Origin of the sequence: Paeniglutamicibacter sp., from assembly GCF_046714615.1 — a bacterium.
Lineage (GTDB): Bacteria > Actinomycetota > Actinomycetes > Actinomycetales > Micrococcaceae > Paeniglutamicibacter.
Genome location: NZ_JBKKAP010000031.1, coordinates 1 through 24,116, shown reverse-complemented (window position 1 = coordinate 24,116; position 24,116 = coordinate 1). Strand labels below are relative to the sequence as shown.

The 24,116-nt window shown below is 66.1% G+C and carries 21 protein-coding genes and 2 pseudogenes; 10 read left to right on the top strand and 13 right to left on the bottom strand.

Annotation, left to right across the window (positions count from 1 at the left end):
- The 4 genes and pseudogenes from ACLQ7E_RS04005 to ACLQ7E_RS03990 all read left to right on the top strand — a co-directional run.
- Window positions 1–236, top strand: a 236-nt coding sequence (locus ACLQ7E_RS04005; protein WP_411731264.1) for a hypothetical protein, incomplete at its 5' end; no start/stop codon positions are given.
- Between the two features lie 77 nt (window positions 237–313).
- Window positions 314–400, top strand: a pseudogene (locus tag ACLQ7E_RS04000) (recombinase family protein); the annotation flags it as partial.
- Between the two features lie 120 nt (window positions 401–520).
- Window positions 521–1,914: pseudogene (locus tag ACLQ7E_RS03995) on the top strand (IS1380 family transposase).
- Window positions 1,915–2,182: 268 nt separating this feature from the next.
- Window positions 2,183–2,431, top strand: coding sequence for a hypothetical protein (locus tag ACLQ7E_RS03990; protein ID WP_411731263.1), 249 nt, complete (start codon window positions 2,183–2,185; stop codon window positions 2,429–2,431).
- Between the two features lie 35 nt (window positions 2,432–2,466).
- Here ACLQ7E_RS03990 and ACLQ7E_RS03985 read toward each other — a convergent pair whose 3' ends face one another.
- On the bottom strand, window positions 2,467–3,123 hold the full coding sequence (locus ACLQ7E_RS03985) for a GNAT family N-acetyltransferase (RefSeq protein WP_411731262.1): 657 nt from the start codon (window positions 3,121–3,123) through the stop codon (window positions 2,467–2,469).
- Between the two features lie 213 nt (window positions 3,124–3,336).
- Here ACLQ7E_RS03985 and ACLQ7E_RS03980 point away from each other — a divergent pair, with 213 nt between their 5' ends.
- Complete coding sequence (locus ACLQ7E_RS03980; RefSeq protein WP_411731261.1) at window positions 3,337–3,879, top strand: GNAT family N-acetyltransferase; 543 nt, start codon at window positions 3,337–3,339, stop codon at window positions 3,877–3,879.
- A 194-nt stretch (window positions 3,880–4,073) separates the two neighbouring features.
- On the opposite strand, the gene ACLQ7E_RS03975 is transcribed toward ACLQ7E_RS03980, so the two are convergent.
- Window positions 4,074–4,646 carry a dihydrofolate reductase family protein gene (locus tag ACLQ7E_RS03975; protein ID WP_411731260.1) on the bottom strand — a complete coding sequence of 191 codons (573 nt, stop codon included), beginning with the start codon at window positions 4,644–4,646 and terminating at the stop codon, window positions 4,074–4,076.
- Between the two features lie 320 nt (window positions 4,647–4,966).
- Here ACLQ7E_RS03975 and ACLQ7E_RS03970 point away from each other — a divergent pair, with 320 nt between their 5' ends.
- Window positions 4,967–5,146 carry a MerR family transcriptional regulator gene (locus tag ACLQ7E_RS03970; protein WP_411731259.1) on the top strand — a complete coding sequence of 60 codons (180 nt, stop codon included), beginning with the start codon at window positions 4,967–4,969 and terminating at the stop codon, window positions 5,144–5,146.
- A gap of 118 nt (window positions 5,147–5,264) precedes the next feature.
- On the opposite strand, the gene ACLQ7E_RS03965 is transcribed toward ACLQ7E_RS03970, so the two are convergent.
- The 5 genes from ACLQ7E_RS03965 to ACLQ7E_RS03945 all read right to left on the bottom strand — a co-directional run bounded on the left by ACLQ7E_RS03965 (window position 5,265) and on the right by ACLQ7E_RS03945 (window position 11,489).
- Entirely contained in the window at window positions 5,265–6,278 is a 1,014-nt protein-coding gene (locus ACLQ7E_RS03965) for an ABC transporter substrate-binding protein (RefSeq protein WP_411731258.1), read from the bottom strand.
- A complete protein-coding gene (locus tag ACLQ7E_RS03960) occupies window positions 6,275–7,108 on the bottom strand; it encodes an ABC transporter ATP-binding protein (protein ID WP_411731257.1) in 834 nt (277 codons plus the stop codon). Before ACLQ7E_RS03960 ends, ACLQ7E_RS03965 begins: the two co-directional genes overlap by 4 nt.
- Window positions 7,105–8,229 (bottom strand): FecCD family ABC transporter permease, encoded by a 1,125-nt coding sequence (locus ACLQ7E_RS03955; RefSeq protein WP_411731256.1) that lies wholly within the window; start codon window positions 8,227–8,229, stop codon window positions 7,105–7,107. The genes ACLQ7E_RS03960 and ACLQ7E_RS03955 overlap by 4 nt, the downstream gene beginning before the upstream one ends.
- Window positions 8,230–8,493: 264 nt before the next feature.
- Window positions 8,494–9,858 carry an MFS transporter gene (locus ACLQ7E_RS03950; RefSeq protein WP_411731255.1) on the bottom strand — a complete coding sequence of 455 codons (1,365 nt, stop codon included), beginning with the start codon at window positions 9,856–9,858 and terminating at the stop codon, window positions 8,494–8,496.
- 401 nt (window positions 9,859–10,259) lie between these two features.
- Window positions 10,260–11,489 (bottom strand): MFS transporter, encoded by a 1,230-nt coding sequence (locus tag ACLQ7E_RS03945; RefSeq protein ID WP_411731254.1) that lies wholly within the window; start codon window positions 11,487–11,489, stop codon window positions 10,260–10,262.
- 248 nt (window positions 11,490–11,737) lie between these two features.
- On the opposite strand from ACLQ7E_RS03945, the gene ACLQ7E_RS03940 reads away from it, so the two are divergent.
- The gene (locus tag ACLQ7E_RS03940; RefSeq protein ID WP_411731253.1) at window positions 11,738–14,044 is read left to right on the top strand and encodes an FdhF/YdeP family oxidoreductase; all 2,307 of its coding nucleotides are present in this window, start codon (window positions 11,738–11,740) and stop codon (window positions 14,042–14,044) included.
- Here ACLQ7E_RS03940 and ACLQ7E_RS03935 read toward each other — a convergent pair.
- Both ACLQ7E_RS03935 and ACLQ7E_RS03930 read right to left on the bottom strand, forming a co-directional pair.
- A complete protein-coding gene (locus tag ACLQ7E_RS03935) occupies window positions 14,041–14,955 on the bottom strand; it encodes a DUF4389 domain-containing protein (RefSeq protein WP_411731252.1) in 915 nt (304 codons plus the stop codon). The genes ACLQ7E_RS03940 and ACLQ7E_RS03935 overlap by 4 nt on opposite strands.
- Before the next feature lie 75 nt (window positions 14,956–15,030).
- Window positions 15,031–15,984: an NAD(P)-dependent alcohol dehydrogenase gene (locus ACLQ7E_RS03930; protein WP_411731251.1), complete on the bottom strand. Its 954-nt coding sequence runs from the start codon at window positions 15,982–15,984 to the stop codon at window positions 15,031–15,033.
- A 174-nt stretch (window positions 15,985–16,158) separates the two neighbouring features.
- On the opposite strand from ACLQ7E_RS03930, the gene ACLQ7E_RS03925 reads away from it, so the two are divergent.
- The gene (locus ACLQ7E_RS03925; protein WP_411731250.1) at window positions 16,159–16,836 is read left to right on the top strand and encodes a TetR/AcrR family transcriptional regulator; all 678 of its coding nucleotides are present in this window, start codon (window positions 16,159–16,161) and stop codon (window positions 16,834–16,836) included.
- Between the two features lie 15 nt (window positions 16,837–16,851).
- Here the strand turns inward: ACLQ7E_RS03925 and ACLQ7E_RS03920 are convergent, their stop codons facing one another.
- Together ACLQ7E_RS03920 and ACLQ7E_RS03915 are read right to left on the bottom strand one after the other, a co-directional pair.
- Window positions 16,852–17,292: a low molecular weight phosphatase family protein gene (locus ACLQ7E_RS03920; RefSeq protein WP_411731249.1), complete on the bottom strand. Its 441-nt coding sequence runs from the start codon at window positions 17,290–17,292 to the stop codon at window positions 16,852–16,854.
- A 2-nt stretch (window positions 17,293–17,294) separates the two neighbouring features.
- Window positions 17,295–17,681, bottom strand: a complete 387-nt coding sequence (locus tag ACLQ7E_RS03915) for an ArsR/SmtB family transcription factor (RefSeq protein ID WP_411731248.1) — start codon at window positions 17,679–17,681, stop codon at window positions 17,295–17,297.
- Window positions 17,682–17,959: 278 nt separating this feature from the next.
- Between ACLQ7E_RS03915 and ACLQ7E_RS03910 the strand changes: the two genes are divergently transcribed.
- Together ACLQ7E_RS03910 and pstS are read left to right on the top strand one after the other, a co-directional pair.
- Window positions 17,960–19,363, top strand: a complete 1,404-nt coding sequence (locus tag ACLQ7E_RS03910; RefSeq protein ID WP_411731247.1) for an FAD-dependent oxidoreductase — start codon at window positions 17,960–17,962, stop codon at window positions 19,361–19,363.
- A gap of 747 nt (window positions 19,364–20,110) precedes the next feature.
- Window positions 20,111–21,265 carry a phosphate ABC transporter substrate-binding protein PstS gene (gene pstS / locus ACLQ7E_RS03905; protein WP_411731246.1) on the top strand — a complete coding sequence of 385 codons (1,155 nt, stop codon included), beginning with the start codon at window positions 20,111–20,113 and terminating at the stop codon, window positions 21,263–21,265.
- 84 nt (window positions 21,266–21,349) lie between these two features.
- Here pstS and ACLQ7E_RS03900 read toward each other — a convergent pair whose 3' ends face one another.
- On the bottom strand, window positions 21,350–22,390 hold the full coding sequence (locus tag ACLQ7E_RS03900) for a hemolysin family protein (RefSeq protein WP_411731245.1): 1,041 nt from the start codon (window positions 22,388–22,390) through the stop codon (window positions 21,350–21,352).
- Window positions 22,387–23,727, bottom strand: a complete 1,341-nt coding sequence (locus tag ACLQ7E_RS03895; RefSeq protein WP_411731244.1) for a hemolysin family protein — start codon at window positions 23,725–23,727, stop codon at window positions 22,387–22,389. Before ACLQ7E_RS03895 ends, ACLQ7E_RS03900 begins: the two co-directional genes overlap by 4 nt.
- Window positions 23,728–24,116: the final 389 nt, after the last annotated feature.

The following is a 24,116-nucleotide window of genomic DNA, read 5'->3' as shown; positions in this document are numbered from 1 at the left end:
TGAAGGACAAGGATCATTGGCTTGCCTCACCGAAGCGCGAAGAGGTCTTCGGCCCCCTCGGCGTCACTAACATTCGGACGTTCGTCGACCCTCAGAACCCGACGCAAGTCGCGGTGCTGATGGACGTTGCTGACTTGGATGTCCTCATGGCCGCGATGCAATCCGAGGCACTGGCCGAAGCGATGGCCTACGACGGCGTGCTGGGCGAGACCTTGGTGATTCTCGTCGAGGCGTAATTTCTATTCTCGGTAGTGCGGGTGAGCGAAAACTGCTTATCGGCCGTGAACGGCCTCACCTCGTGTCGCGATGGACGGACCTCATCCGGGCACGCACCCGTGAGGGGATGGCCGTAGCCAAGGAAAGGGGCCGGCTACGCGGAAAAAAGCCCAAGCTCTCTAAGCCTCGATCCACCGATAATTTTGAGCGGCCACCGGCGGTTTAAGCACGAAAGGCCCGTCATTCAGGGGAAAATGGAGCTTGTCTAGAGCACATTTACCGCCGAAATCGGAGCACTTCGCAGATCCAAGTTTCCCATACTCTTTCCTCCATGTCAGTTTCGTTCGACGACCCGAACCTGGTCGGTTCCGCAGGTCTGGTTCCGGTGATGGCACTGGCCCGCGAAGCGGGTCTGGCCGAACTGGCTGACCAGTGGGTGAAAATGCCCACCGACAAGGGTTCCAACGCCGGACTGAAGCTCTCCGCCCTGGTCGGAGGAATGGTAGCCGGGGCGGACAGCATCGATGACATGGACATGCTCCGCCACGGGGCAATGAAAAGCTGTTCACGGGCTGCTATGCACCCTCCACCCTGGGCTCGTACCTGCGCTCCTTCACCTTCGGGCACGTCAAGCAGCTGCAGGCCGCGGCCACCCGCTTCCTGGAAAACCTTGGGCGCAAGGTCCCGTTGCTGGGCGAGGTGGATTCCGGGGATTTCGTGTTCATCGACATCGACGACACCATCGTCGAAGTCCACGGCTACCAGAAGCAAGGCGCCGGGTTCGGATACTCCGGCGTTCGCGGCCTGAACGCACTGCTGGGAATCATCTCCTGCACGGGACACGCACCGGTGATCGTGGCCCAACGCTTGCGCAAGGGCTCGGCGTCCTCCGCCCGCGGAGCGGCAATCTTCGTTGCAGAGTCCCTGCGGGCCGGCCGCAAATTGGCCGCCAAGGGCAGGCCCCTCGTCCGCGCGGATTCCGCCTACTACAACCAGTCCGCGGTTGCCGCCGCGCTGGCCCAAGGCGCCGACATGTCCGTGACGGTCCGCATGAACTCCTCGATCAAGAAGGCCATCGCCTCGATTGCGGACGACGCGTGGGAAACCATCCAATACCCCCAAGCCATCTTCGACCAGGACACTGAACAGTGGATTTCCAGGGCCGAGGTCTCGGAGGTCGAATACACGGCCTTTGCCTCCAAGAAGAAAAGCGCCCGGATTCCCGGACGGCTGATCGTGCGCCGCATCCCCGAACTGAACCCGAAAAAGGCCGCCGGGCAGGGCACTCTCTTTGACTCCTACCGCTTCCACGGGGTGTTCAGCACCGTCGCCCGGGACGTGCTGGGCACCGTGGAGATGGACAAGACCCACCGCCAACACGCGATCATCGAGTCAGTCAACGCCGAGCTGAAGGACTCGGCACTGGCCCACCTGCCTTCGGGAAAATTCAACGCCAACGCGGCATGGCTGCATGCCGCGGCCATCGCCTACAACCTCACTCGGGCCGCCGGAATCCTCGCCGCGGGACGCTTCACCCGCGCCAAGATGCGCACCTTGCGTGAGAAGCTGGTTCTCGTCCCGGCCCGAATCGCCTCCAGAGCCCGGAAAATCACCTTGCATCTTCCACGGAACTGGCGCTGGGCCCAGGCCTGGACACAGCTCTTCACCAGCGTCCAGGCACCTCCGCAAGCGACCTGAACCACCCGACCACCCAGCCGCCATGGCGCAACCAAGAACCCACGATGGAACATCACCGGCAGCGAGGCCGGCACCCTTCCCGCGCCCAAAAACGAAACCGCCCCCGAATCCGGGAATCAGTCCCGGACCCGAAAGCGGATCGGTGGATCAAGGCTAAGAAAGCCGACGCCGCATGGGGAACGGTCTACGGGACAAATTCATGTCAACTTTTCCGATGACTAGGATTGAAAGCACCACGGGTCACGGCACGTCCAGAATCGGAGGAAAAATGAAACTGGCGATTGTTGCCGTAGCCGCGTGGGTCCTGACTGGCCTAATCGCAATACTGGGTGTGAACGCCGGTGCCACTATTTGGTTCTACAGGGAGCCCGTGGTCGATACCGTGCCTGATCCCGGAAGCTACTTTGTCGCCGCGGCTGCCGGATTCCTGGCGCTGCTCCTAAGCCTGGTTGTCAGCATCGGCGTGACTGTCCACGCGACTCGATGCAACGCCGGCCGAAGGGCACGATCCGCCTGACTGCCATTGCCGAAGGCTGTCCGCAACGGGAACCTTTACTGGGGCGCTTTTCCCAAGTCGGGAACCAACTGCGGTGAATTTGAGTTCGTGGCCGTCAACGCACCGGGTTGGCGCAGGGTCTCCCATTCGCTCCGCAAGACGCTCATGACGATCGCATCGTGGTGGGTGCCGTTGAAGTACACCACCTCACGGAGTCGTCCCTCTTCGGTGAACCCGGCATTGGAGTATGCGTTCCGGGCTCGCTTGTTGAAGGCCCAGGTGCGCAGCTCGATTCGGTTGAGACCCATTTGGAGGAAGCCGTAATCGATCGCGGTCCTCACGGCGTCCGTGCCGTAGCCTTTTCCCGTTTCTTCCGGGGCGAGGATGATCGCCAGGGTTGCGGCTCGTTCTGGCATGGACGCCCCGTAGAGCGTCACGTGTCCGATGAAGGTTCCCGTTCCGAGCGTCTCGATGCTGAAGCCGGCGCTGCCAGGAGTTGTGTTCGTGCTCCACTGCCTGAACATCTCTGCCGTCGAGCCCTCGGGGCTCGGCTTGACGGTGGCCTGTTGCAGCACCGCCCATTCGGGAAGGGCCCACCACTTGTCGAGCATCGGAAGGTCGTTTTCAGCGAGGGCGCGAAAGCGTACTTTATCTCCACGCAGTACGCCGGCTCCGTAGGCCGCGGCGTCCGCCATATCCCAGTCATCAGTCATGGGTCAATCATTGACCATTCCCGTTGCCATTGCCTCATTTGAGACTTCGGGCCTGTGTTGGTGCAGGCCGACGCGACCGCACACCCATGAGTGAATTGGCTCCGAGCCCGTCGGTTTCGAGAAATGGTGGCGCTCACCGGCGAGCAACCCGCGGGGTCCCATAAATCAAACACTGAATGGGACTGTTCGAAGATTTCTAACTAGAATCTCCACATGATCACCGAGACGAAACGTTTACCCCTGGACCGCCCGACGCTTGAGGACGCCGCAGGCCTGCATCTGATCTGTAACGATCCGCGGGTCTGGACCCATTTCCCAAGCCTTCGACATGCCGAATTCGAACAGACGCGCGTGATGCTGGATCGATGGATTACCTCATGGGATCGCGATGATTTGGGCACCTGGATTGTCAGGCAACCCGGAAGCCAGGCGATCATTGGCTACGGCGGATGCTCCGTCAAACAAGACTCCTTTTGGAACCTGGGATACCGCTTCGCGTACAGCGCACAAGGCCAGGGCTTTGCCACCGAACTCTCGCTTGAGGCCGTCAAACAGGCGAAAATGAGCCGCCCCGACCTCCCAATCGTGGCCTACCTGCTCGAACACAACTTGACTTCCGCTCGGGTGGCAGAAAAAGTAGGGCTCTCCCTCGTTCATCGGGGCCTTGATGCTGGCAACCCTGATCCCAACGCGATTCGGCTTGCCTATGCAGACCGACAGTTGAGCGCGGAAGAATCATCGGAGATCATGCGCTAACCAATCACGCATAACCCTCCGCCCGCAGATCAGTGTCCCCGACGGCGGTTTAAGGGGGGGCGCGGAATCTTCCTGGCTATCACTCGACTGGCTGTTTGGTCCTGCAAGGGATGCTAAATGTAGACCCAGCCGAAGCGTCCCGCTAGCCGGTCCATCACCGCGATAGGTGTTCGCCGATACGAAAGAGCCAGCGGTCAGCGCTGGACGTCGTAGACGAGCTTCACCACGCCGTTGGAGTACGTGGAGGAATCTCTCAGACGGAGACCACGCCGGTCGTTGTCCGCAGAGCTAAACAGGCTCTTTCCGGCACCGAGCAGATACGGGAACATCAGCAGGTTGTACCGATCGATCAGGTCGGCGTCCGAAAGGCGTCGCGCCAGTTCCGCGCTCCCGTGGATGAAGATGGCCCCGCCGTCGGTCTGCTTGAGTTCGGCAACGTCGTCGGCCGACCGGAGGATGGTGATGTCCCCCCACCCCTTGATGACCGCTTCCTCGGAAAGGGTCGACGACACCACATATTTTGGGAGGTCTTGGTACGCCGCGTGATCTTCCGAGGTCGGCCAGAACTCTGAAAAAGCGTCGTAGCTGCGCCGACCGAACATCAGAGCCGTCGTCTCGTTCAGCTCTTCTCCCTTGAGCGAGTAAGCCTCGGGCACGAACTCGGTGCTGAATACCCAGCCTCCACCGCGATGGCCCTCCACTGTGCCGCCAGGGGAGTCGACGACCCCGTCGAGTGTCATGAAGCCCGTATAGACCAGTTCGCGCATAATGAAGTCCCTCCCGTGGCTTTTTCTTCACCCTATAGGCAGCACCCGGCATTCCGGTAGGGGGTCCTCTACCGGAACGCACCGTGCCCTGACCTGCAGATTATGAATTCCAGGGATTCACAGGAAAGTGCGGCGTCCCGCAAGACCTGTCCGGTGAAGCGTCCGGTGCGCGGGCGTCATACGGGACGGTGTCGCACAGTCTCTCCGGTCTGTCGATTGCGCGTGTCGAAAACGATTGACTGGTCTCGGATGGTTGACCTTGCTGTACGGGGCAAGGTCAAGCGTTCCGTTTTGAAGGGGTGTAGACGCGGATTGGTGAGTTGGCCCATCTCTCGGGAGTGACGACGAAAGCAGCGAGCTATTACGAAAGCCGGGGCCTCCTAGAACCATGTCGGAAGCCGAATAGCTATCGCGTGCACGACGAGGGACACCTGAGTGCCGTGACCGAGATCCGCGATCTTCCGTCCACAGGCATCGCGGCCCGTCAGGTTGCTCCGTGAGTGAAGTCGCTGGCCCTCGGCCGCGCCGTGATCTTCGTGTACCCATTCACTGGCCGGCCCGCCTTAGGGGTCCGCCGGTTGGCGGACCCCTAAGGCAGTGTGTTTGGCTGGTGCGGTCCTAGAATGCGTCGGGGTGAAGGCCCCTGGCGATCTGTTCCACGGCCCGGATGTTGCCCCAGGAGCCCGGCATGACGTCGCTGGAATCGATGGCCACCAGGCGGTCGTTCTTCACGGCGTCCAGCTGCGGGAACTTTGTGTGCAGGAAGTCGCGGGTCGCCTTCTCGTGCGCCCCATCGAGCGTGGTGAAGACGATGACGTCCGGGTTCTTCGCCACCAGCGTCTCGGGGGAGATGACCGAGGAGAAGAACTGGGCGAACGCCTTGTCTTCGGGGCTGAAGACGTTCTCGCCGCCGGCGAGCTCGATCATGTTGTATTCGATGCCCGCCCCGATCGCGGCAATGGTGTTGCCCTCCACGAAGAGCTCTGCCACGGTCGGCTTCTGGAGTGCGGCGACCCGCTGGGTGACCTCGCCAAGGGCACCCGTCGCTTCGCCGGCCAATGTTTCGGCCGCCTCCGGCGCGGCGAGGATGTCGCCCAGGTTCTCGATGTCGGTGAGCAGGTCGGCCACCTCGGCGCTGCCGCGTCGCTCGGCGCTGCCGCGTCGCTCGGCGCAGCCGGCGGTGGCGATGTAGGCCTGCGCGCCGGCTGCCTTGAGCTGGTCAATGCTGGCGAATCCCTGCTCGGCGGTGAACTCGTAGCTGGTGGGCGCGTAGACCAGGTCCGGGGCGACGCCCAGCAGCACCTCGCGCGAGGGCGGTCCCTGTTCGGTCAGTTGCGTGGCGGTGCCGAGGTCCGCGAGTTCGGGCAGTAGCGCCTGGCCCTTGCTCTGGGCCTCGGCCACGACCTTGTCCGCCTGGCCCAGGCGCACCAGCATCTCGGATTGGCCAGGGGTCATGGCCACGGCCCGCTGCGGCGTGCCGGCAAATTCGAGCGTGCGGCCGCAGTTCTCGATGGTTGTGGCGGCGCCGGCGGACTGGGCCGGAGTGGTTGCGGAGACGGCCTGGCCGCAGCCGGCCAGCAGCGTGCCGCCGAGCAGCAGGCTGGACATGAGAAGCAGGGGTTTGTTGTTCATGCGAGTTCCTTGAGTGGTTCGGTGTGGTGGTTGGTGTGGTGGTTGGTGTGTCGTTGCGGTGCCGGCGCGAGCCTGGCCATGGCGATCAGCGGGCGGCCGGTGAGCGGGTGGTCGAGCCGGCGCGAGTCGACGCCGAAGCCGGCGCGGATGGTCTCTTCGTCGAGCACCTCGTGCGGGCGGCCGAAGGCGTGCAGTTCCCCTGCCCGCATCAGTGCCACGTGCTGGCAGTATTCGGTCGCCAGGTTCATGTCGTGCAGGGCGGTGAGCACCGTGAGCCCGCGCGAGGTTGCCAGGGACATGAGTTCGAACTGGAAGGCGATGTCAAGGTGGTTGGTGGGCTCGTCCAGCACCAGCACCGGGGTCTGCTGCACCAGCGTCCGGGCCAGCAGCACGCGCTGCTTTTCCCCGCCGGAGAGCCCGGAAAAGTAGCGCTTTGCCAGGTGTGCTGCCCCGACCTCGCGCAACGCGGTGTCGATGAGCTCGTGGTCGGCGTCCGAATCTGCGCCGAAGCCGTGCTGGTGCGGGACCCTGCCCAGCATCGCCATCTCACGGACGGTAATGGGGAATTCCTGGGTCGATTCCTGGGCCATGACGGCGATCCGGCGGGCCACTTCGCGCCCGTCCAGTGTCCTGACGTCGTCCTCGTCAATGCGCACCACTCCCGAAGAGGGCTTTTGGGCGCGGTACAGGGTGCGCAGCAGCGTCGACTTGCCGCAGCCGTTGGGGCCGAGGATGCCCAGGACCGTGCCGGAGGGCACCGCCAGGGACACGTTGTCCACGATCCGCCGGCCGCCGAGGGTAACACTGACGTTTTCGAAGGAGACGTTCACTGACCCACCCCCGCCGCGCGGGCGCCGTTGGTGCGCATGAGCCATAGGAAGAAGGGTGCGCCGACGGCGGCGGTGAGGATGCCCAGCGGGATTTCGGCCGGCTGGGCCACGGTGCGGGCCAGCAGGTCGGTGAGCATCAGGAAGAGCGCGCCGCCGGCGATCACCAGCGGCAGCATCCGCCGGTGGTCCGAGCCGACGATCATGCGCACCGCGTGCGGCACCACCAGGCCAACGAAGCCGATGCCGCCGCACACCGCCACGGTGGTGGCGGTCAGCAGCGCGGTGGCCAGCAGCAGCGTCCGGCGCATGGAGGTCACGTTCACGCCCAGCGCGATGGCCGTCTCGTCGCCGGCCAGCATCGCGTTCAGCGCCCGGGAGCGCAGCATTGCGTAGATGCCGACCACGGCCAGGGCGAGCCCGGGCAACACCAGCTGGCCGTAGCTGGCGGCGGAGACGCTGCCGAGCAGGAAGAAGAGCACGCTGTAGACGTTCTGTGCCTCGGTGGTGATGGTCAGGAAGTTGGTGATGGCCGCCAGCAGCGAGCCGAGGGCGACGCCGGCCAGGATCAGCCGGGAGGGAGCGATGATCCCGCCCTGTTTCGCCAGCAGGTACACCAGCACGGTGGCCCCGGCGGCGCCGAGGAAGGCAGCTGCATTCAGGCCGATCCCCGCCATGGCGGTGGATCCGGCCACGATGGCCAGCACCGCGCCGACCCCGGCCCCGGCGGAGACGCCCAGGATGTACGGCTCGGCCAGCGGATTGCGGACGTTGGTCTGCAGCAGCGCCCCGGCAAGGGCCAGGGAGGCCCCGGCAACGCCTGCCAGCAGGGTGCGCGGCAGACGGAAGTTCCAGACGGCTTGGTCCTGCGAGACAGTGATGCTGCCGTCGCTCATCCATGCCATGCCCGGAATGAGGTGCCCGGTGATGATCTTCGCGGCCTCGGGCAGGCTGGTGGCCAGCGGCCCGGTGCCCGCGGAGAACAGGATGACCAGCACGATGCCGGTGGCCAGCAGCGAGGTGGTGCCGTGTTGCCGCCAGGCGGAGGGCCTGTGCGGCGGGGGCTGCGGGGAAGGGGCCGCGGGGCGCGGTGGGTCCAGGGTGGTTATCGGGGAAGGGTTCACCCTCGACACGTTATCGCATATGAGAATCATTCGCGTTAAGTGTTACGGCTTGCCGGACACCGTTTACCGCTGCGAGTCACAAGCCGCTGGGTCGAAAATCCGCGGATACCGGGATCGTCGGTTTTCCGCGACTGCCCGATTCGCGCAAGACGCTTGCACTCCTTATTGGCAAGTCCTGGACAGAAGGTCCGCCATGGGAGCGGCCCGGGAGTCCTGCTGTCAGGCAGGACCCCTGGGCCACGGGTGTTGGTGGCGTGGAAACGATCAGGGGTCGTACATGGGGCCGGGGGTTTCATCGGTATCCAGTGGCTGGAGCTCGCTGTCCTGGGGGTAGAGATCGGAACCGGTACGGTCCTTGAGGGTGAGGGTGGCGATCAACGAAACCGCCACGAGCAGGAACAGGTAGGTCGACACGGCGATCGTGGTGTTGAATGCGCCCACGAGGGCGGTGGCGATGGTGGGGGCAAAGGCCCCGCCGAGCACCGCACCCAACGCGTAGCTGATGGAGGAGCCGCTGAGCCGGATGCGGGCGGGGAACAGCTCGGCGTAGAGGGCCGGCAGCGGGCCATAGGACAGGCCCATGACGGCGCCAAAGACGACCAGGGCGATGAAGACCATGGGCATCTCGCCGGTGTCGATGAGCAGGAAGAGCGGGTACAGCCAGACGAGCATGGCAACCCAGCCGATGATGTACATCTTGCGTCTACCGATGCGGTCCGAAAGCACCCCGGAGGCCCAGGTGGAGATCAGCCAGGCCACGGAACCGATGGTGATGATGTTCAGGATGGTGCCGGCGTTCAGGTCCAGGCGCTTGGTGGCGTAGCCGAGGATAAAGCCACCGGTGAGCATGTACCCAGCGGCGTTGTTGCCCATGAAGATCAGCGTGGCCTGGACGACCTTGCCGCGGTGGAGGCGGAACAGGGTGGCCAGCGGCGCGGTCTCGGTCTGCTTCGTGGCCTCCAGCTCATGGAAGACCGGGGACTCCTCGACCCGGGTGCGGATGTAGTGCCCGATCAGGATCAGCACGAAGCTCAGTAGGAAAGGCACCCGCCAGCCCCAGGCCAGGAACTGCTCATCGGTCAGCGCCGCGGCGAAGATGGCCGTGACCCCTGCCGCCAGCAGCATCCCGGCGGGAACGCCCAGCTGCGGGAAGGCCCCAAACTTGCCGCGGCTCTCGGCCGGGGCGTGCTCGACGGCCATCAGTGCGGCCCCTCCCCATTCGCCACCGGCGGAGAAGCCTTGGACGACGCGCAGGAACACCAGCAGGATCGGGGCCCACACCCCGATCGTGGCGTAGGTGGGCAGTAGCCCGATCAGGGTGGTGCCCACACCCATGAGGATCAAGGTAATGATCAGCACCACCCGGCGCCCGTAGCGGTCCCCGACCCGGCCCATGACCACGGCCCCGAAGGGGCGGAAGAGGAAGCTGATGCCGACGGTGGCGAACGAGACGATCGAGGCCAGCGTGCCCTCGAGCTGCGAGAAGAACAAGGGGGCCAGGACCAGGGCGGCAGCGTTGGCATAGATGAAATAGTCGTACCACTCCACGGTCGTGCCGATCATGGTGGCCCCTGCCACCCGGCGCTGTCCGGGAGTCATCCGCTGGGAGTGAGACGCTGTGGTGCTCATGGGAGTTCCTTCGTCCGGAGGCGAGGGACCCGGTCCCAGTGGGCCGGACCGCCACTCGCCTGATGCCCACATTGTATGACTTCCCTCACGCCGGTGCGAGAGAGAGGCCCAACCTTTCGGCAAGCTCACGTTAGGGCGGGATTTTCGCCCCTGGTCGACGTTTCCCGACATGGATCGTTTGTTCAATGCGCGAGGCTATTTTCGCGCGTGCCGACGTCAGCTGAAACCCTGCACGCCTCCCGCATTTGACCCACGGTCATCGCCGCGGGGGATCGTGACGCGACGCGTCGGGCGGTGCGCAGCGGTGCCGCGACGGTGCGCAGGGGTTCGGCGGGTTTCCACCGGGACCTCGCGCCGGCGGCTCTCCCCGAGTGCGCGGCGCGAAGGTCAGCGCACCTGGCTCAGGCCGAGGCCCTCCGGTTCCGCCGGCGCCGGCGCAACACCAGGTAGAGCCCGAGCATCACGCACATCAGGTAGATGCCACCGACCACTGTCCACCCCAGCGCGAAGCCGCTTGGCGAACCGACCAGGGTCCCCATGACCAGCGGGCCGATGGTGAATCCACCGAACTGCCCGGCGGTGACCATTCCGGTGGCCATGCCCATCGAGGAGGCAGGCACGCTTCGCACGACCGCGGCCATGAGCACCACCGAGACCCCGAGCGCCGAGGCACCGTGCAATGCCACCGCCAGCCACAGCAATGCCGCCGAGTTTGTGGCGCCGGCGGCCAGGAACACCCCGGCACCGGCGAGCGCCAACACCGCAAGCAATAGCAACAGCGGCGGGGCCGCGGTGCCCCGGGACATCATCCGTCCCCAGCCCACGCGTGCAGCAACCCCTATCGCGCCGGCTGCTGCTGCGGCCAGGCCGCCGAGCACCAGGGAGAAGTCGAGTTCGCGCACCGCATACAGCGAGAGGTAGACGTTGGTGGCCTGCACCCCCATGCCGTTGACGAAGCCGAAGGCAGCCAGCGCCCAGATCAGGAACCTGATGCTGGTCGGCGCCGCGGCCGGGCTCCCTGCCGCTACCGGTCCCACCGGCACCGGGACCTTGGGCAGCAGCGGGACCGCACCCAGCACGCGCAGCGCCACCACGCCCAACAGCATTGCGGCCGCGGCACCGACGCCGCTGGCCCCGTGCCAGCCGATCCAGGCTGCAAGGGCGGGGAAGCCGAGGCTTGCCACCAGCTGGCTGACCTGGACGCCGGATTGCTTGATGCCGATCCAACCGATGCGTTTCTCCAGCGGAACGCGTTCGGCCAGGATCCTGTTGGTGACGCCGTTGGGGAAGGACTGGGCCAGGCCGGCCAGGCCCGAGGCCACCAGCAGCAGCACGTAGCCGCCGGGGATCGCGGCGAGCAGCAGGGCGAGGGTGGCCAGCGCAAAGACCAGAGCCAGCAGGCGGGAATCGGGTTGGCGGTCGGTGAAGCGGCCGAAGGCTGCATTGCCGATGGTTCCGGCACCGAAGCAGACGGTGGCGAGCAGGCCGAATTGCGCCTCGCTGATTCCCAGCTCGGTGATGACCAGTTCGCTGACGGCGCTCAGCCCGTAGGTCAGCAGCGGGCCGATGCCGACGGCCACCAGCATGATGGCCAGCAGCGGGTAACCGGGATGCCCGGCAGGTGCCTTCATCCGGGCTCTCCTCAAGTCAGTAAGCAATTCCGGGAGGTACCCGGGCCGGGCTCCAGTGTTTCACATCGGCGCACCCGGCCTTGAACTGCGTGACCGCCCTTGAATGCCCTGGTCTCCGGTGCTAGACAGGAGGGCATACGGTGCCGGCGGCCGGGCCCATCCCCGCGGGGGTTTGCGTGGAGGGTTCCGCGCCGGCGTGGATTCCAACCGGGCCCCGCGCGGACCCGCACAAAGGGGCTCTGGTTCGCATGAAAGGCAAGCCGCTGAAGGACGACGTCACCGGCGAGGACCTGGTGGTGACACCTCCCTTGCGCAGCGCGGTGGGCCTGCCGAGCCTGCTGGCCTCCATTCCCCTGGCCTTGGGGGAGATGGGTCCGCGGCGGGCGGCGCAGACACTGCTGCACATGAACCAGAAGGACGGCTTTGACTGCATGAGCTGCGCTTGGCCCGATCCGCCACAACGCAAGACCGCCGAGTTCTGCGAGAACGGTGCCAAGGCGGTGTCCTGGGAGGCCGACCCGCTGAGGGTTCCCCAGTCTTTCTGGGCGCAGCACCCTGTCTCCGAACTCAAGGAACGCAGCGAATACTGGCTGGGGCAGCAGGGCCGCCTGGTCGAACCGGTCTACAAGCCTGCAGGCAGCGAGCACTACCGCCCGATCTCCTGGGAGAACGCCTTCGGCCTCATCGCCAAGGAACTCGCCGCCCTGGAAACACCCGACGAGGCGACCTTCTACACCTCGGGCCGGGCCAGCAACGAGGCCGCCTTCACCTACCAGCTCTTCGTCCGGGCCCTGGGGACCAACAATCTGCCGGACTGCTCGAACATGTGCCACGAATCCACGGGGGTGGCCATGACCGAAAGCATCGGGGTGGGCAAGAGCGCCATCGTGTACGAGGACTTCGCCAAGGCCGACCTGATCATCATCATGGGCCAGAACCCGGGCACCAACCACCCGCGCATGCTCACCGCGCTGGAGGAGGCCAAGGACGCAGGCGCCTCCATCGTGGCCATCAACCCCTTGCCCGAGGCCGGGCTGATCAACTTCAAGAACCCGCAGCGCCCCCGCGGCCTTCTCGGGCGGGGCACGGACCTGGCCGATGCCTACCTGCAGATCCGACTCGCCGGGGATATGGCCCTGATGCAGGGCCTGGCCAAGCGGGTCTTCGAGGCCGAGGACGCGGCCCCCGGCTCGGTGCTGGCCCACGATTTCCTGGACCGGAGCTGCATCGGGCTCGAGGCCTACCGCCGGCACCTCTCCACCCTGGAAGAGGCAGACGTGCTGGCCGCCACCGGGCTGGACAGTGCGCAGATCGACGACCTGGCCCGGCGCTACCTGCTGGCAGACCGGGTGATCATCACCTGGGCCATGGGCCTGACCCAGCACACCAAGGCGGTGGACACGATCAAGGAGATCATGAACGTGCTGCTGCTGCGCGGGAACATCGGGCGCCCCGGCGCCGGGCCCTGCCCCATCCGCGGGCACTCCAATGTCCAGGGGGACCGGACCATGGGCATCTGGGAGCAGATGCCGCAGTCCTTCCTGGACAAGTTGGGCGCCGAATTCGACTTCGACCCGCCGCGGGAACCCGGCTGCGATGCGGTGCAAAGCATCCAGGGGATGGCCCAGGGGCGGATCAAGGTGCTCATTGCCCTGGGCGGAAACCTGGTCCACGCCATCTCCGACACCAACGCCGCCCAGGACGCCATCGGGCGGACCCGGCTCTCGGTGCAGATCTCCACCAAGCTCAACCGCTCCCACGCGCACACCGGGGCCGCGGCCCTGATCCTGCCGACCCTGGGCCGCAGCGACATCGACGTGCAGAAATCCGGGGTCCAGTTCGTCACCGTGGAGGACACCGTCTGCGCGGTGCACGCCTCCCAGGGCCGGGTCATGCCGGTATCCCACAAGATGCTCTCGGAGGTCGCGATCATCTCGCGCATGGCCCGCCGGGTGCTGGGGCCCGACCACCCATTCAGCTGGGAGGCCTTCGAGGAGAACTACGACACCATCCGCGGGCACATCGCCAGGGTGGTGGAGGGCTGCGCTGACTACAACGAGAAGGTGCGCCGCCCCGGCGGCTTCGTCCTTCCGCACCCGCCGCGGGACGAGCGGCGTTTCCCGACCCCCAGCGGCAAGGCGGTGATCACCGTCAACCAGCTGTCGACCATCGCGCTGCCTGCCGGCCGGCTGATCCTCCAGTCGCTGCGCTCCCACGACCAGTTCAACACCACCACCTATTCGCTGAACGACAGGTACCGCGGGGTGCACAAGGGACGCAACGTCATCTTCGTGAACCCCGAGGACCTTGCCATGCTGCAGCTGGCCGACGGCGGCTACGTCGATGTGCACTCGGAAAGCCACGACGGGGTGGAGAGGGTGCTTCGGGGGCTGCGGGTCATTTCCTATCCGAGTGCCCGCGGCTGTGCGGCCACCTATTTCCCCGAGGCCAACGTGCTGGTTCCGCTGACGGCGACGGCCGAGGGGTCAAACACCCCGGTGTCCAAGGCCGTCATCGTGCGCCTCGAACCCGCGGCGGCTCCCGACTTCGGCTAGACCGGGAGTCCGCCCGGCGCCGGCTCCCCTGGACCCTGGTCCAGGCGGAACGGCGGATAGGCGTCGGTCATCAGCGCCACATACGCCACGGTGCGCTGGATCCAGCGGTTCAACCCCAGCAAGAAGTCAAAGAGCCCCGGCTGGTACCTGCCTGTCACCAGCAGGATTGCGCCGGCGAGCAGCACCAGCAGGGCCACCAGGGAGATGCCGGTGTCCTCCTTGTCCCATGAACCTCCGGAGAGCGCCGCGATGACCAGAAGGTGCGGCAGCGCGAGCAGCCAGGACTTCACCAGCACCTTCCAACGCGAAAGCCGAGCCGGATAGGCGACATCAAATTGGGCAGGGTAGGGTCCGCGCGCCAGCGTAAACGGCGGGTAGGCATCGGTGCCCAGCACCCCGTAGGCGTAGAACGACACCCGCCATTGCCAGCGCAGCACCCCGACGGAGAACTGGAACCACGAGGCTGGGTACCGACCCGTCACGAGGATCACCAGGCCGGCGGCGATGGTCACCACCGGGAAGGCAACCCACAGCAGTGCCAGCACCACCAGGTGCGGGATGGCCAGGATCCACTTGAGCAGCCACTTCCAGCGCGAGAGCCCCGGGTCCAGCTGCCCGGACAGGTGCACGGGCGACGGGGATTGAGGCCCGGGTGTTCCGGTCACCTGCGGGGCGCCGTCCCCGATGCCGCGGCCCAGCCCGGCTGCGCCGAGGAGGATGGCAAGAATGCCCAGCACCGTCCCGGCGACAACCACCGCGAGTTCCTGGTTCATGTGGGGGAATTCGGGAACGGCGAGGGACCCGAGGGATGCGAGAACCAACAGCGCCCCGATGAGGAGCAGGGCCAGGTGGATTCCCGACATGTGTCTGGTCGAAGGGGATTGGGGTGCGGGTGCGGGAAGGGTGGTCATGGCGTTCGGCTTTCACGAAACGTAGGTGGGGAGTGTGGAAATCCGCGCGGGTGCGGGGGAGATGGGCGGTGCGTGCTAGATGACGATGGCGATCTTGCCGCGGGCCTTTCCCGCCACCAGGTATTCCATGGCCTCGGGCACCTGCCCCAGCGGGAAGGACTTGTCGAGGTGCGGGACCACGGCGCCGGATTCGAGGTACGTGCCCAGTTCCTCCAGGTCGGTGGCGCGCTGGGCGGAGGCCAGCATTCCCAGGCGCTGGCCGATGAAGGGCGAGAGCGCCGCGGCCCGTAACTGGCGGCCCATGCCCAGCCACTTCCCGGTGCCCTCGCCGCCGACGATGACCGCGGTGCCCCGGGGTGTCAGCGCGCGGCGCAGCCTGCGCAGGCTCGGGTTGCCGGCGATGTCCACGATCAGGTCGTAGCGGCGCGTTCCATCGGCAAAGTCCTCGCGCGTGTGGTCAATGGCGTGGTCGGCGCCCAGCCGGCGCAGCAGGTCCTGCTTGGACGGGCCCGCGACGCCGGTGACTTCGGCACCCTGGGCCTTGGCCAGTTGCACCGCATGGCTTCCCACCCCGCCCGAGGCCCCGGTGATCAGTACCCGTTGGCCCGCGACGAGGCGCCCCGCGCGCAGTGCCTGGAGCGCGGTGGCGGCGGAGACAGGAACCACCGCCGCCTGGGGGAAGTCGAGGTTTGCGGGTTTCGGGGCCAGCCGGTCCTCCCTGGCCACCGCGTACTCGGCGAACGTTCCCTGCCCGAAACCATGGACCGCGTCGCCGACCGAGAAACGGGTGACCGCTGCTCCGATCCCGACCACCGTCCCGGCCAGGTCGAGGCCTGGGACCGGGTTGCGGGGCCCGCGGAATCCGAAAACCAGGCGCATGAGCAGCGGCGTGCCCGTCATGACGTGCCAGGTGCCGCGGTCCAGGCCGGCGGCGTGCACGCGAACGAGCACTTCGTTGTCCTTGGGCGCAGGGATGGGGAGGCATATCTCGTGCAGCACTTCCGCATCCCCGTAGCGGTCCTGCGCCATGGCCCGCATCAACCCTTGGGGCCGATTGGTGCCTTCCGTCTCGAGTCCTCGTGCTGGGTGTCGCTTGGCGCCGTTCATGGCGTTTCCTTTCCGGGTGCAAGGCCTCGCGAGTCGATACCTTACTTAGTAAGTGACAGTATCTTACTATGTACGAAAATGCGATAGGATCGGGCCATGATCTCCGAGGAAAAAGTGGAAAAGTCGGCTGCACGCATCCCGCTCAGCCGGGACCGCGTACTCACCTGCGCCGTTTCGATTGCCGACCGGGACGGCATCGGGGCGCTGACCATGCGGTCGCTGGCAACGGCGCTGGAGGTGAAGCCCATGTCCCTCTACTACTACGTGGCCAACAAGGGGGAGATCCTGGATGCGCTCATCGACATGGTCTATGCGGAAATCGATGTCCCGACGGTAGGAGAGGAGTGGGGCGATGAAATGCGCCGCCGCGCAGCCTCGGTGCGGGAAGTACTTGGCCGCCACCCCTGGGCCATCGGGTTGCTGGAGTCGCGCACGGCCCCCGGCCCGGCGACGCTTCGCCACCATGATGCGACCCTCGGCGTCCTGCGCGCGGCCGGATTCTCGGTGAAGTCAGCGGCTCATGCCTATGCGCTGCTGGACAGCTACACCTATGGCTTTGCCATGCAGGAGGCTGCACTTCCATTCACCGGTCCCGACACCGCCGCGAGCATCACCGATCCGATTGTGCAGATGTTCGCCACCGGCCAGTACCCGCACCTCATGGAGATAGCCACGGAGCACGTGCTGAAGCCGGGATACGACTTCGGCGACGAGTTCGGGATCGGGCTGGAGTTGATTCTCGAATCGCTGTCGCGCTGGGCCGGGCAAGCCTAGGGTGACCCTGTCCGCTTAGTGGCGGGTCTCGCCCAGCAGCCGGGCCGCCAGCTCCTTTACGCGGGCGTGGATGTCATCGCGGACCAGTTCCATGCGCTCGCGTCCCTCGATGCCGCGCTCGCCGGGTTCATCCGTTTCCCAGGCTTCCACGTGGACCCCGTCGACCTCGGGAACCTTGGCCTCGGCGCCCAGGACCACCACCAGGCCGGCCTCCCGCATGGTGTCTTCGGTCAAGGCCTTGGGCTGCTCGGCAATGATGTCGATGCCCAGATCCAGCAGCACCTCGGCGGAGAGCGCGTTGATCGCCGCTCCCGGCTTGGTGCCCGCCGAGGTGACGGTGACGTGGCTGCCCGCCTCGAGTTTCATGAGGCCTGCAGCCATCTGGGACTTGCCGCCGTTCTTGACGCAGACGAACAGGACCGCCGGCTTCTTAGCGGATTCTGCGGTGTTGCTCATGGTCATGCCTTCGGGGTCAGTGTTGCGGCCAGGGAATCCAGTGCGCCGGGCACCAGCGAGTAGTAGGCCCAGACCCCGCGCTTTTCGCGGTTCAGCAACCCTGCCTCGACCATGATCTTCAGGTGGTGGGAGACTGTGGGCTGACCCAGCCCCAGGGGTTCGGACAGGTCGCAGACGCAGGTCTCTGCCTCCGGGCTGGAGGAAACGATCGAAAGGATGCGCAGCCGGTTGGGGTCGGCGAGCACCTTGAAGCGCGCCGCAAGGGCCTCGGCATCTGTGGCTGCCAGGGATTCCTGCCCGGCAGCGGGGACGCAGCACGGTGTTTCCACGGCGCCGGCGGGGACCGGAATGAATTCCGCGCGGGGTTGTATGGCAACAGGTGTGGGCATGTACCGTGCCTCGCTTTCTCTCCAGCTCCCGAACGGGAGATTGACAATCGTCGATATATGAAAGGATACTCGATATATCGAAGTTCGTCGATGTCACGTTCTGGAGAGATTTTGCCGTCCGTCCCGGCAAACGCCACGAGCAATGGAAGCGAACCGGCCCGCCGGGTCGGGACCTCCAGCGGTTCCGCGACGACATCCGTGCACGTATCGACGCACTCATTTGAGGGCTGCTGCCCGCCACCGCGTAGCAACAGCGCACCCCATTGAAGGAGAAGGCCATGAACGAGACCTACCCGGTGATTGTCATCGGCGCGGGGCCCATCGGGCTGGCCGCCGCGGCACACCTGCTGGAGCGCAACCAAGAGGTGCGCGTGCTCGAAGTCGGGACGGGCCCCGGTGCGGCGATCCGCAACTGGGGGCACATCAGGCTCTTCTCCACCTGGCGCTGGAACATCGATGCAGCATCCCGCCGCCTGCTTGAAACGCCGACCGAGGACTACGCCGGAAACTGGCAGGCACCGCGCGAAACCCGCCTCCCCACCGGGGCGGAGCTGGTCGAGGCATACCTCGAACCGCTGGCAACCCACCCGGCGATGGCGCCCACGATCAGCTATGGGCACCGGGTCACCGCCGTCACCCGCGTCCAGCCCGATGGCGGTGGCGTGGACAAGACGCGCAGCAACGGACGCGAGGGATCCCTCTTCCTTGTGCGCACCGCCACTGCCCAAGGCCCCGGGGATCTCCTGGCCCGGGCCGTCATCGACGCATCGGGAACCTGGGGCGCCCCCAACCCGGTGGGCCGCTCCGGCCTCGAGGCCATCGGCGAGGCGGAGGCCCGGGCAACGGGTTTCATCACCACCCCGCTGCCTGACCCGCTGGGCACTGACCGCGAGCATTTCGCCGGCAAGACCATCCTGGTGCTGGGTGCCGGACACTCTGCGGCCAACACCCTGATCAGCCTGGGGCGGTTGCGCCAGCGGCACCCCGACACCCGGGTGCTGTGGGGCCTGCGCGGTGCTGCCAACCCGGTCCGCCTCTACGGCGGCGGTCCGGCGGACGAACTGCCTGCCCGCGGTCAGCTGGGCACGTCCCTGCGCCGCTTCGTCGAGAACGGCGACATCACGATCCTTGAGAACGTTTCCATCGCCACCCTGGTACGCGGGGAGATGCTTGGAGTGGACCTGGCCGACGGGCGTCACCTGGAGGCGGACCTGGTGGTTCCGGCCACCGGATTCCGCCCGGAGCTTTCGATGCTTTCCGAGCTTCGCCTGGATCTGGATGAAATCGTGGAGGCCCCGCGCAAGCTCGGCCCGCTCATTGATCCGGAGTTCCACAGCTGCGGCACCGTTTCCGCCCATGGTGAGCGCATCCTGGCCCACCCCGAGACCAACTTCTACATCACGGGCATGAAAAGCTACGGCCGGGCACCGACCTTCCTCATGGCCACCGGCTACGAGCAGGTCCGCTCGATCGCCGCATCCCTGGCCGGGGACCGAAGTGCCGCCGACCTTCTCGAACTCCAGCTGCCCGAAACCGGCGTCTGCTCCACAGATCTGGGCGGTTCCTGCGACTCCCCGGCACCCGCGGAGCAGGCTGCGGGCTGCGCAGTACCCGCGCCCGAGGCCGAGTCATGCTGTGGCCCGCAACCGGTATCCATCGGATTCGCCACCGGAACGCTGTAGGGCCACGCCGAACTGGTATCCGACAAGGTCAAATAGCCGAGGATGCCCGGGGCCGCTTTTCGATTGGCGTCCAGTGGACGTCCGCACGGGCCGGTTCGCGTTGCCGTATCTGCAGCCCCTGTTCAGCCAGGCCCGGCAAAAATTGCCCGGGAGTCGTTCGCCGGGAACCCGGCGTACCCGCTGGAGTCCTGGGTTCGCCGCCTCTACACCGCCCCTGGCACCGGCGCCCTGGTCGCCATGGACCAGAAGGGCCGCCCGTTCACCGGCGGGCTGAAAAAGTTCATCACCGTCCGCGACCAGTTCTGCCGCACCCCGTATCGCGGCGGTCGGACCCGGTTCCCGGTGCGTTTGGTGCAATGCCACCAAGGAGGCGCCCGGCTGGAAGGAATCCCCGGTCCCTGGAGACCGGCACACCATCCGCGTCACTTCTTCCAGTGGACATGTCCACACCTCCACCGCACCGCCGATGCCTGGGACAGGCCACTATCCCGTGAGGCCGCGGCCACACCGCCGGCGCCAGCAGACAGCGCCAATCTCCACAGTTTCCGGTGGTCGATTTGGGCTTGCGCTCTGGCCTTAGCCATCACCCCTGGACATCGTCCACTGGCGTGATCCCCGTCGGGACATCTCGACTCCATGAAGCCTGCCTGATTATCCGAACTAGCAGCCTGGCGATTCGAGTGGCGGCCACCGTCCGCTTTATGGTCGACTAGATGCTGTTCATGTGTTGTTAACCAGGAGGACACTTTGCCGCACCAGGCCAAAACACCGATGACCGCCGGGCCCGCTCTCCAAGCCCTGCCGAAGCGTCGGATTGCGGTGGTTCTTGGCCTCGGCTTGGTGCTTACGGGCTGCGGCTCCGATTACCCGTTGGGCGAGGCCCAGCGCCAGGCGGCCGAGAACAACTCCTCGAACCTGTCGGGCACCGTGACCGGTGGCGGTTCCAGCGCCCAGAACTCTGCCATGAACGCCTGGATCGGCGGATTCGCCACGATGCACCCGCGGGTGCAGGTGCAATACGCCTCGGTGGGTTCCGGCGCGGGGCGCGCAGGGCTGTTGGCCGGCGCCACCAATTTCGCCGGCTCCGACGCCTACCTCAAGGATTCGGAAGTGGCCCGCTCCCAGGAGACCTGCGGACCGGAGGGGGCCATCAACATCCCCACCTACATCTCGCCGATTTCCGTCGCCTTCAACCTGCCGGGCATCGAGGAATTGAACTTCGATGCAGCAACCGTCGCCAAGATCTTCGGCGGCAAGATCACCTCCTGGCAGGATCCCGCCATCAAGGCGCTGAACCCGGGTGTCTCCATCCCCGATGTCCCCATGACTGCCGTCGCCCGCTCTGACGACTCGGGCACCACCGAGAACTTCACCGACTACCTGCATGCCGCCGCCCCCGAAAACTGGACGCATGATCCTTCCGGCTCCTGGCCCGGCGGTCTGGGCAGCGAGCAGGCCCAGGGCAACTCCGGCGTCGTCACCACGGTGGCCCGCACCGTCGGCGCGGTGACCTATGCCGATGATTCGCTCGTTGACAAGACGCTGGGCAAGGGAAAGCTGCGCGTGGGTGATTCCTTCGTAGCGGTCAGCGGAAAGTCGGCGGCCATCGCCGTCACCGCCTCGCACCGGGTCCCGGGCCGCGGCGTAAACGACATTGCCCTGGAACTTGACCGCAGCACCACCAAGCCCGGCGCCTACCCGTTGGTCCTGGTCTCCTACTTCATCGTCTGCAGCGGATACACCGATCCGAACACGGTGGAGCTGGTCAAGGCCTTCGGCCACTACATCGTCAGCGAGGAGGGCCAGGACGTCGCGGCCGATTCGGCCAAGAGCGCACCGATGCCCGAGGAACTGGCTGCCGAGGCGGCCAAGGCGATCGATTCGATCACGCTGCGCCCCTAGCCGTCTCGGCACAAAAACGAACGGGAGCGGCCGCCCCTACTTGGGGGATGGACCGCTCCCGCTCATTATGCGGCGGTGACCGGCTTAGGCGCTGGTCGCGTCCTGCACCTCGCCGACCAGTTCCTCGATGATGTCCTCGAGGAAGAGCACGCCGGTGGTGACGCCTTCGGCGTCGAACACGCGTGCCACGTGGGATCCGGTGCGGCGCATGGCAGCCAGCGCGTCCTCCAGCTCGCTGCCGCCAAAGGCGGAGGCCAGGGTGCGGATCCGCTTGGCCGGGACAGCGGCGGCAAATGCCTCCGGGGTGGTGAGGTCCATGACGTCCTTCAGGTGCAGGTAGCCGGAAGGTTCGCCTTCCCCGTTCACCAGGATGTAGCGGGAGTAGCCGTGCTTGGCCACCGCTTGCTGGATGTCGGCCGGGGAGGGATCCTGGGGCAGCAGCACCATGGCGCCGATCGGCACCTCGACGTTGGAGACCAGCTTGGAGGTGAATTCGAAGGCGTTGCCCAGCGTGCCGCTGGCATCGGAAAGCATCCCGTCGCGAGTCGACTGCTCCACAATGCCTGCCACCTCGTCAAGGGTGAACGCGCTGGTGGCCCCTTCCTTGGGTTCGACCCGGAACAGGCGCAGGATCGAATTGGCAATGCCGTTCAGCGACCAGATCACCGGCTTGACGATGCGGGCCACCAGGACCAGCGGCGGGGCCAGGATCAGGGCCGCGCGCGTGGGCACGGAAAAGGAGATGTTCTTGGGTACCATCTCGCCGATGACCACGTGCAGGAAGGTGACCACCAGCAACGCCGCGACAAAGGCGATGATGCCGATGGCCTCTGCCGAGAGCGTGGTCAGCCCCAGCGGGATTTCCAGTAGGTGGTGGATCGCCGGTTCGGACACGTTCAGGATGACCAGCGAACACACGGTGATGCCCAGCTGGCTGGTGGCCAGCATCAACGTCGCGTGCTCCATGGCCCATAGCGTGGTCTTCGCGGCCTTGGAGCCTGCCTCGGCCTTCGGCTCGATCTGCGAGCGTCGGGCGGAGATCACGGCGAACTCGGCGCCGACGAAGAACGCGTTGATGACCAGCAGCACGACAAGCCAGATGATTCCGGGTAGGTACTCGCTCATCGGGTCTGCTCCTGGGTGGTTTCATCCGCACTCGGGTTTTCGGGCGACAGGTCGGGGGTGAACTTCAGGCGCTGGACGTGGGTGCCCACGACGCGCTCGACCCGCAGAGTGCCCCCGTGAAGGTGCACCTCGTCCCCGGGCTCCGGGATCCTGTCCAGTTCGTCGGCGACGAAGCCTGCCACGGTATCGTAGTCCTCGCCGTCGGGTACCGTGATCCCGGCGCGGTCCAGCAGCTCGTCGGGGCGCAGCGACGCATCGAAGGTGATCGAGCGGCCGGTCGTCAGCACGCCGACTCGGGTGCGGTCGTGCTCGTCCTCAAGCTCGCCGACGAGTTCCTCCACGAGGTCCTCGAGAGTGACGATGCCGGCGGTTCCGCCGTGTTCGTCGGAGACGATTGCGACCTGCAGGCCGTGCTTGCGCAGGCGTCCCAGCAGCGAGTCGACGCCCATGGATTCGGGCACCATCAGCGGCGCGATCATCAGTGCGGTGGCGGCCACGGTTCCGCGGGCGTCCAGCGGGATGGCGAACGCCTGCTTGAGGTGGACCACCCCGAGGATCTCGTCGCGGTCCCGCCCGATCACGGGGAAGCGGGAGAAGCCGGTGAGCGAGGCGGTCTTGACGATGTCCTCGGCGGTTGCTGTCGAGTCGACGGCCACCATGCGCACGCGCGGGGTCATCACGTCGTCGGCCGTGTGGTCGGAGAAGCGCAGCGTGCGGTGCAGCAGCGTCGCGTGGTCGGCGTCGAGCATGCCCTCCAGTGCGGAGCGGCGGACCAGTGAGCTGAGTTCCTCGGCGCTGCGGGCCCCGGAGAGCTCCTCCTTGGGCTCGATGCCGAAGGAACGGATGATGCCGTTGGCGGTGTTGTTGAACAGCAGGATTACCGGCTTGAACACCGCGGTGAAGGCGGCCTGGAAGGGCACCACCACCTTTGCGGTGGCCAGCGGGAGTGCCAGGGCGAAGTTCTTGGGCACAAGCTCGCCGATCACCATGGAGAACACGGTGGCGATGAAGATGCCCACCACCGCGCCGATTCCCGGGACGACCGCCTCCGGAACGCCGGCGCCCAACAGCGGGCCGCGCAGCAGCGCGCTGATCGCCGGTTCAAAGGTGTAGCCGGTGAGGAGGGTGGTGAGGGTGATTCCCAGCTGGGCGCCGGAGAGGTGGGTCGAAGTGATCTTGAGGGCCTTGATGGTGGTTCCAAGGCGCTTTTCGCCGCGCTCGGCGCGGGCCTCAAGTTCGTGCCGGTCCAGATTGACCAAGGCGAATTCGGAGGCAACGAACAACCCGGTGCCAACGGTGAGGACAAGACCGATGCCGATCATGATCCATTCATGCATTCGGGCGCCCCTCTCCGGTGGGTGTCGGATTCAATCCGGCAGGTGGGAGCAGGGGCCAGGGCATGTGTGAAGGGGGGTCATCCATAGTGCTTAAGACTCTAGCGGATCGCGCCTTGCGCCGTTTCCGACCCGGGTCCTCCGAGCGGCTTCCGCTCCGGGGCCAGGGACCGACTCTCGCCCGCGATCCCGGTCGACAGAGCCCCGGAACGTCGCCTGGTCCGTGGACGGGATTCCAAGCAACCTCCCAGCTTAAAGCAACGCTGCGAAGCGTTCGGCGGCCGCGGTCGCCCCTGCCACGATGATCTCGTCGTCCTCGTGTAGCACGGTCTCGGTGGTGGTGTAGTCCCATTCCCGGTCCTGCCGCTTCACCGCAACGATGGTGACGTGGT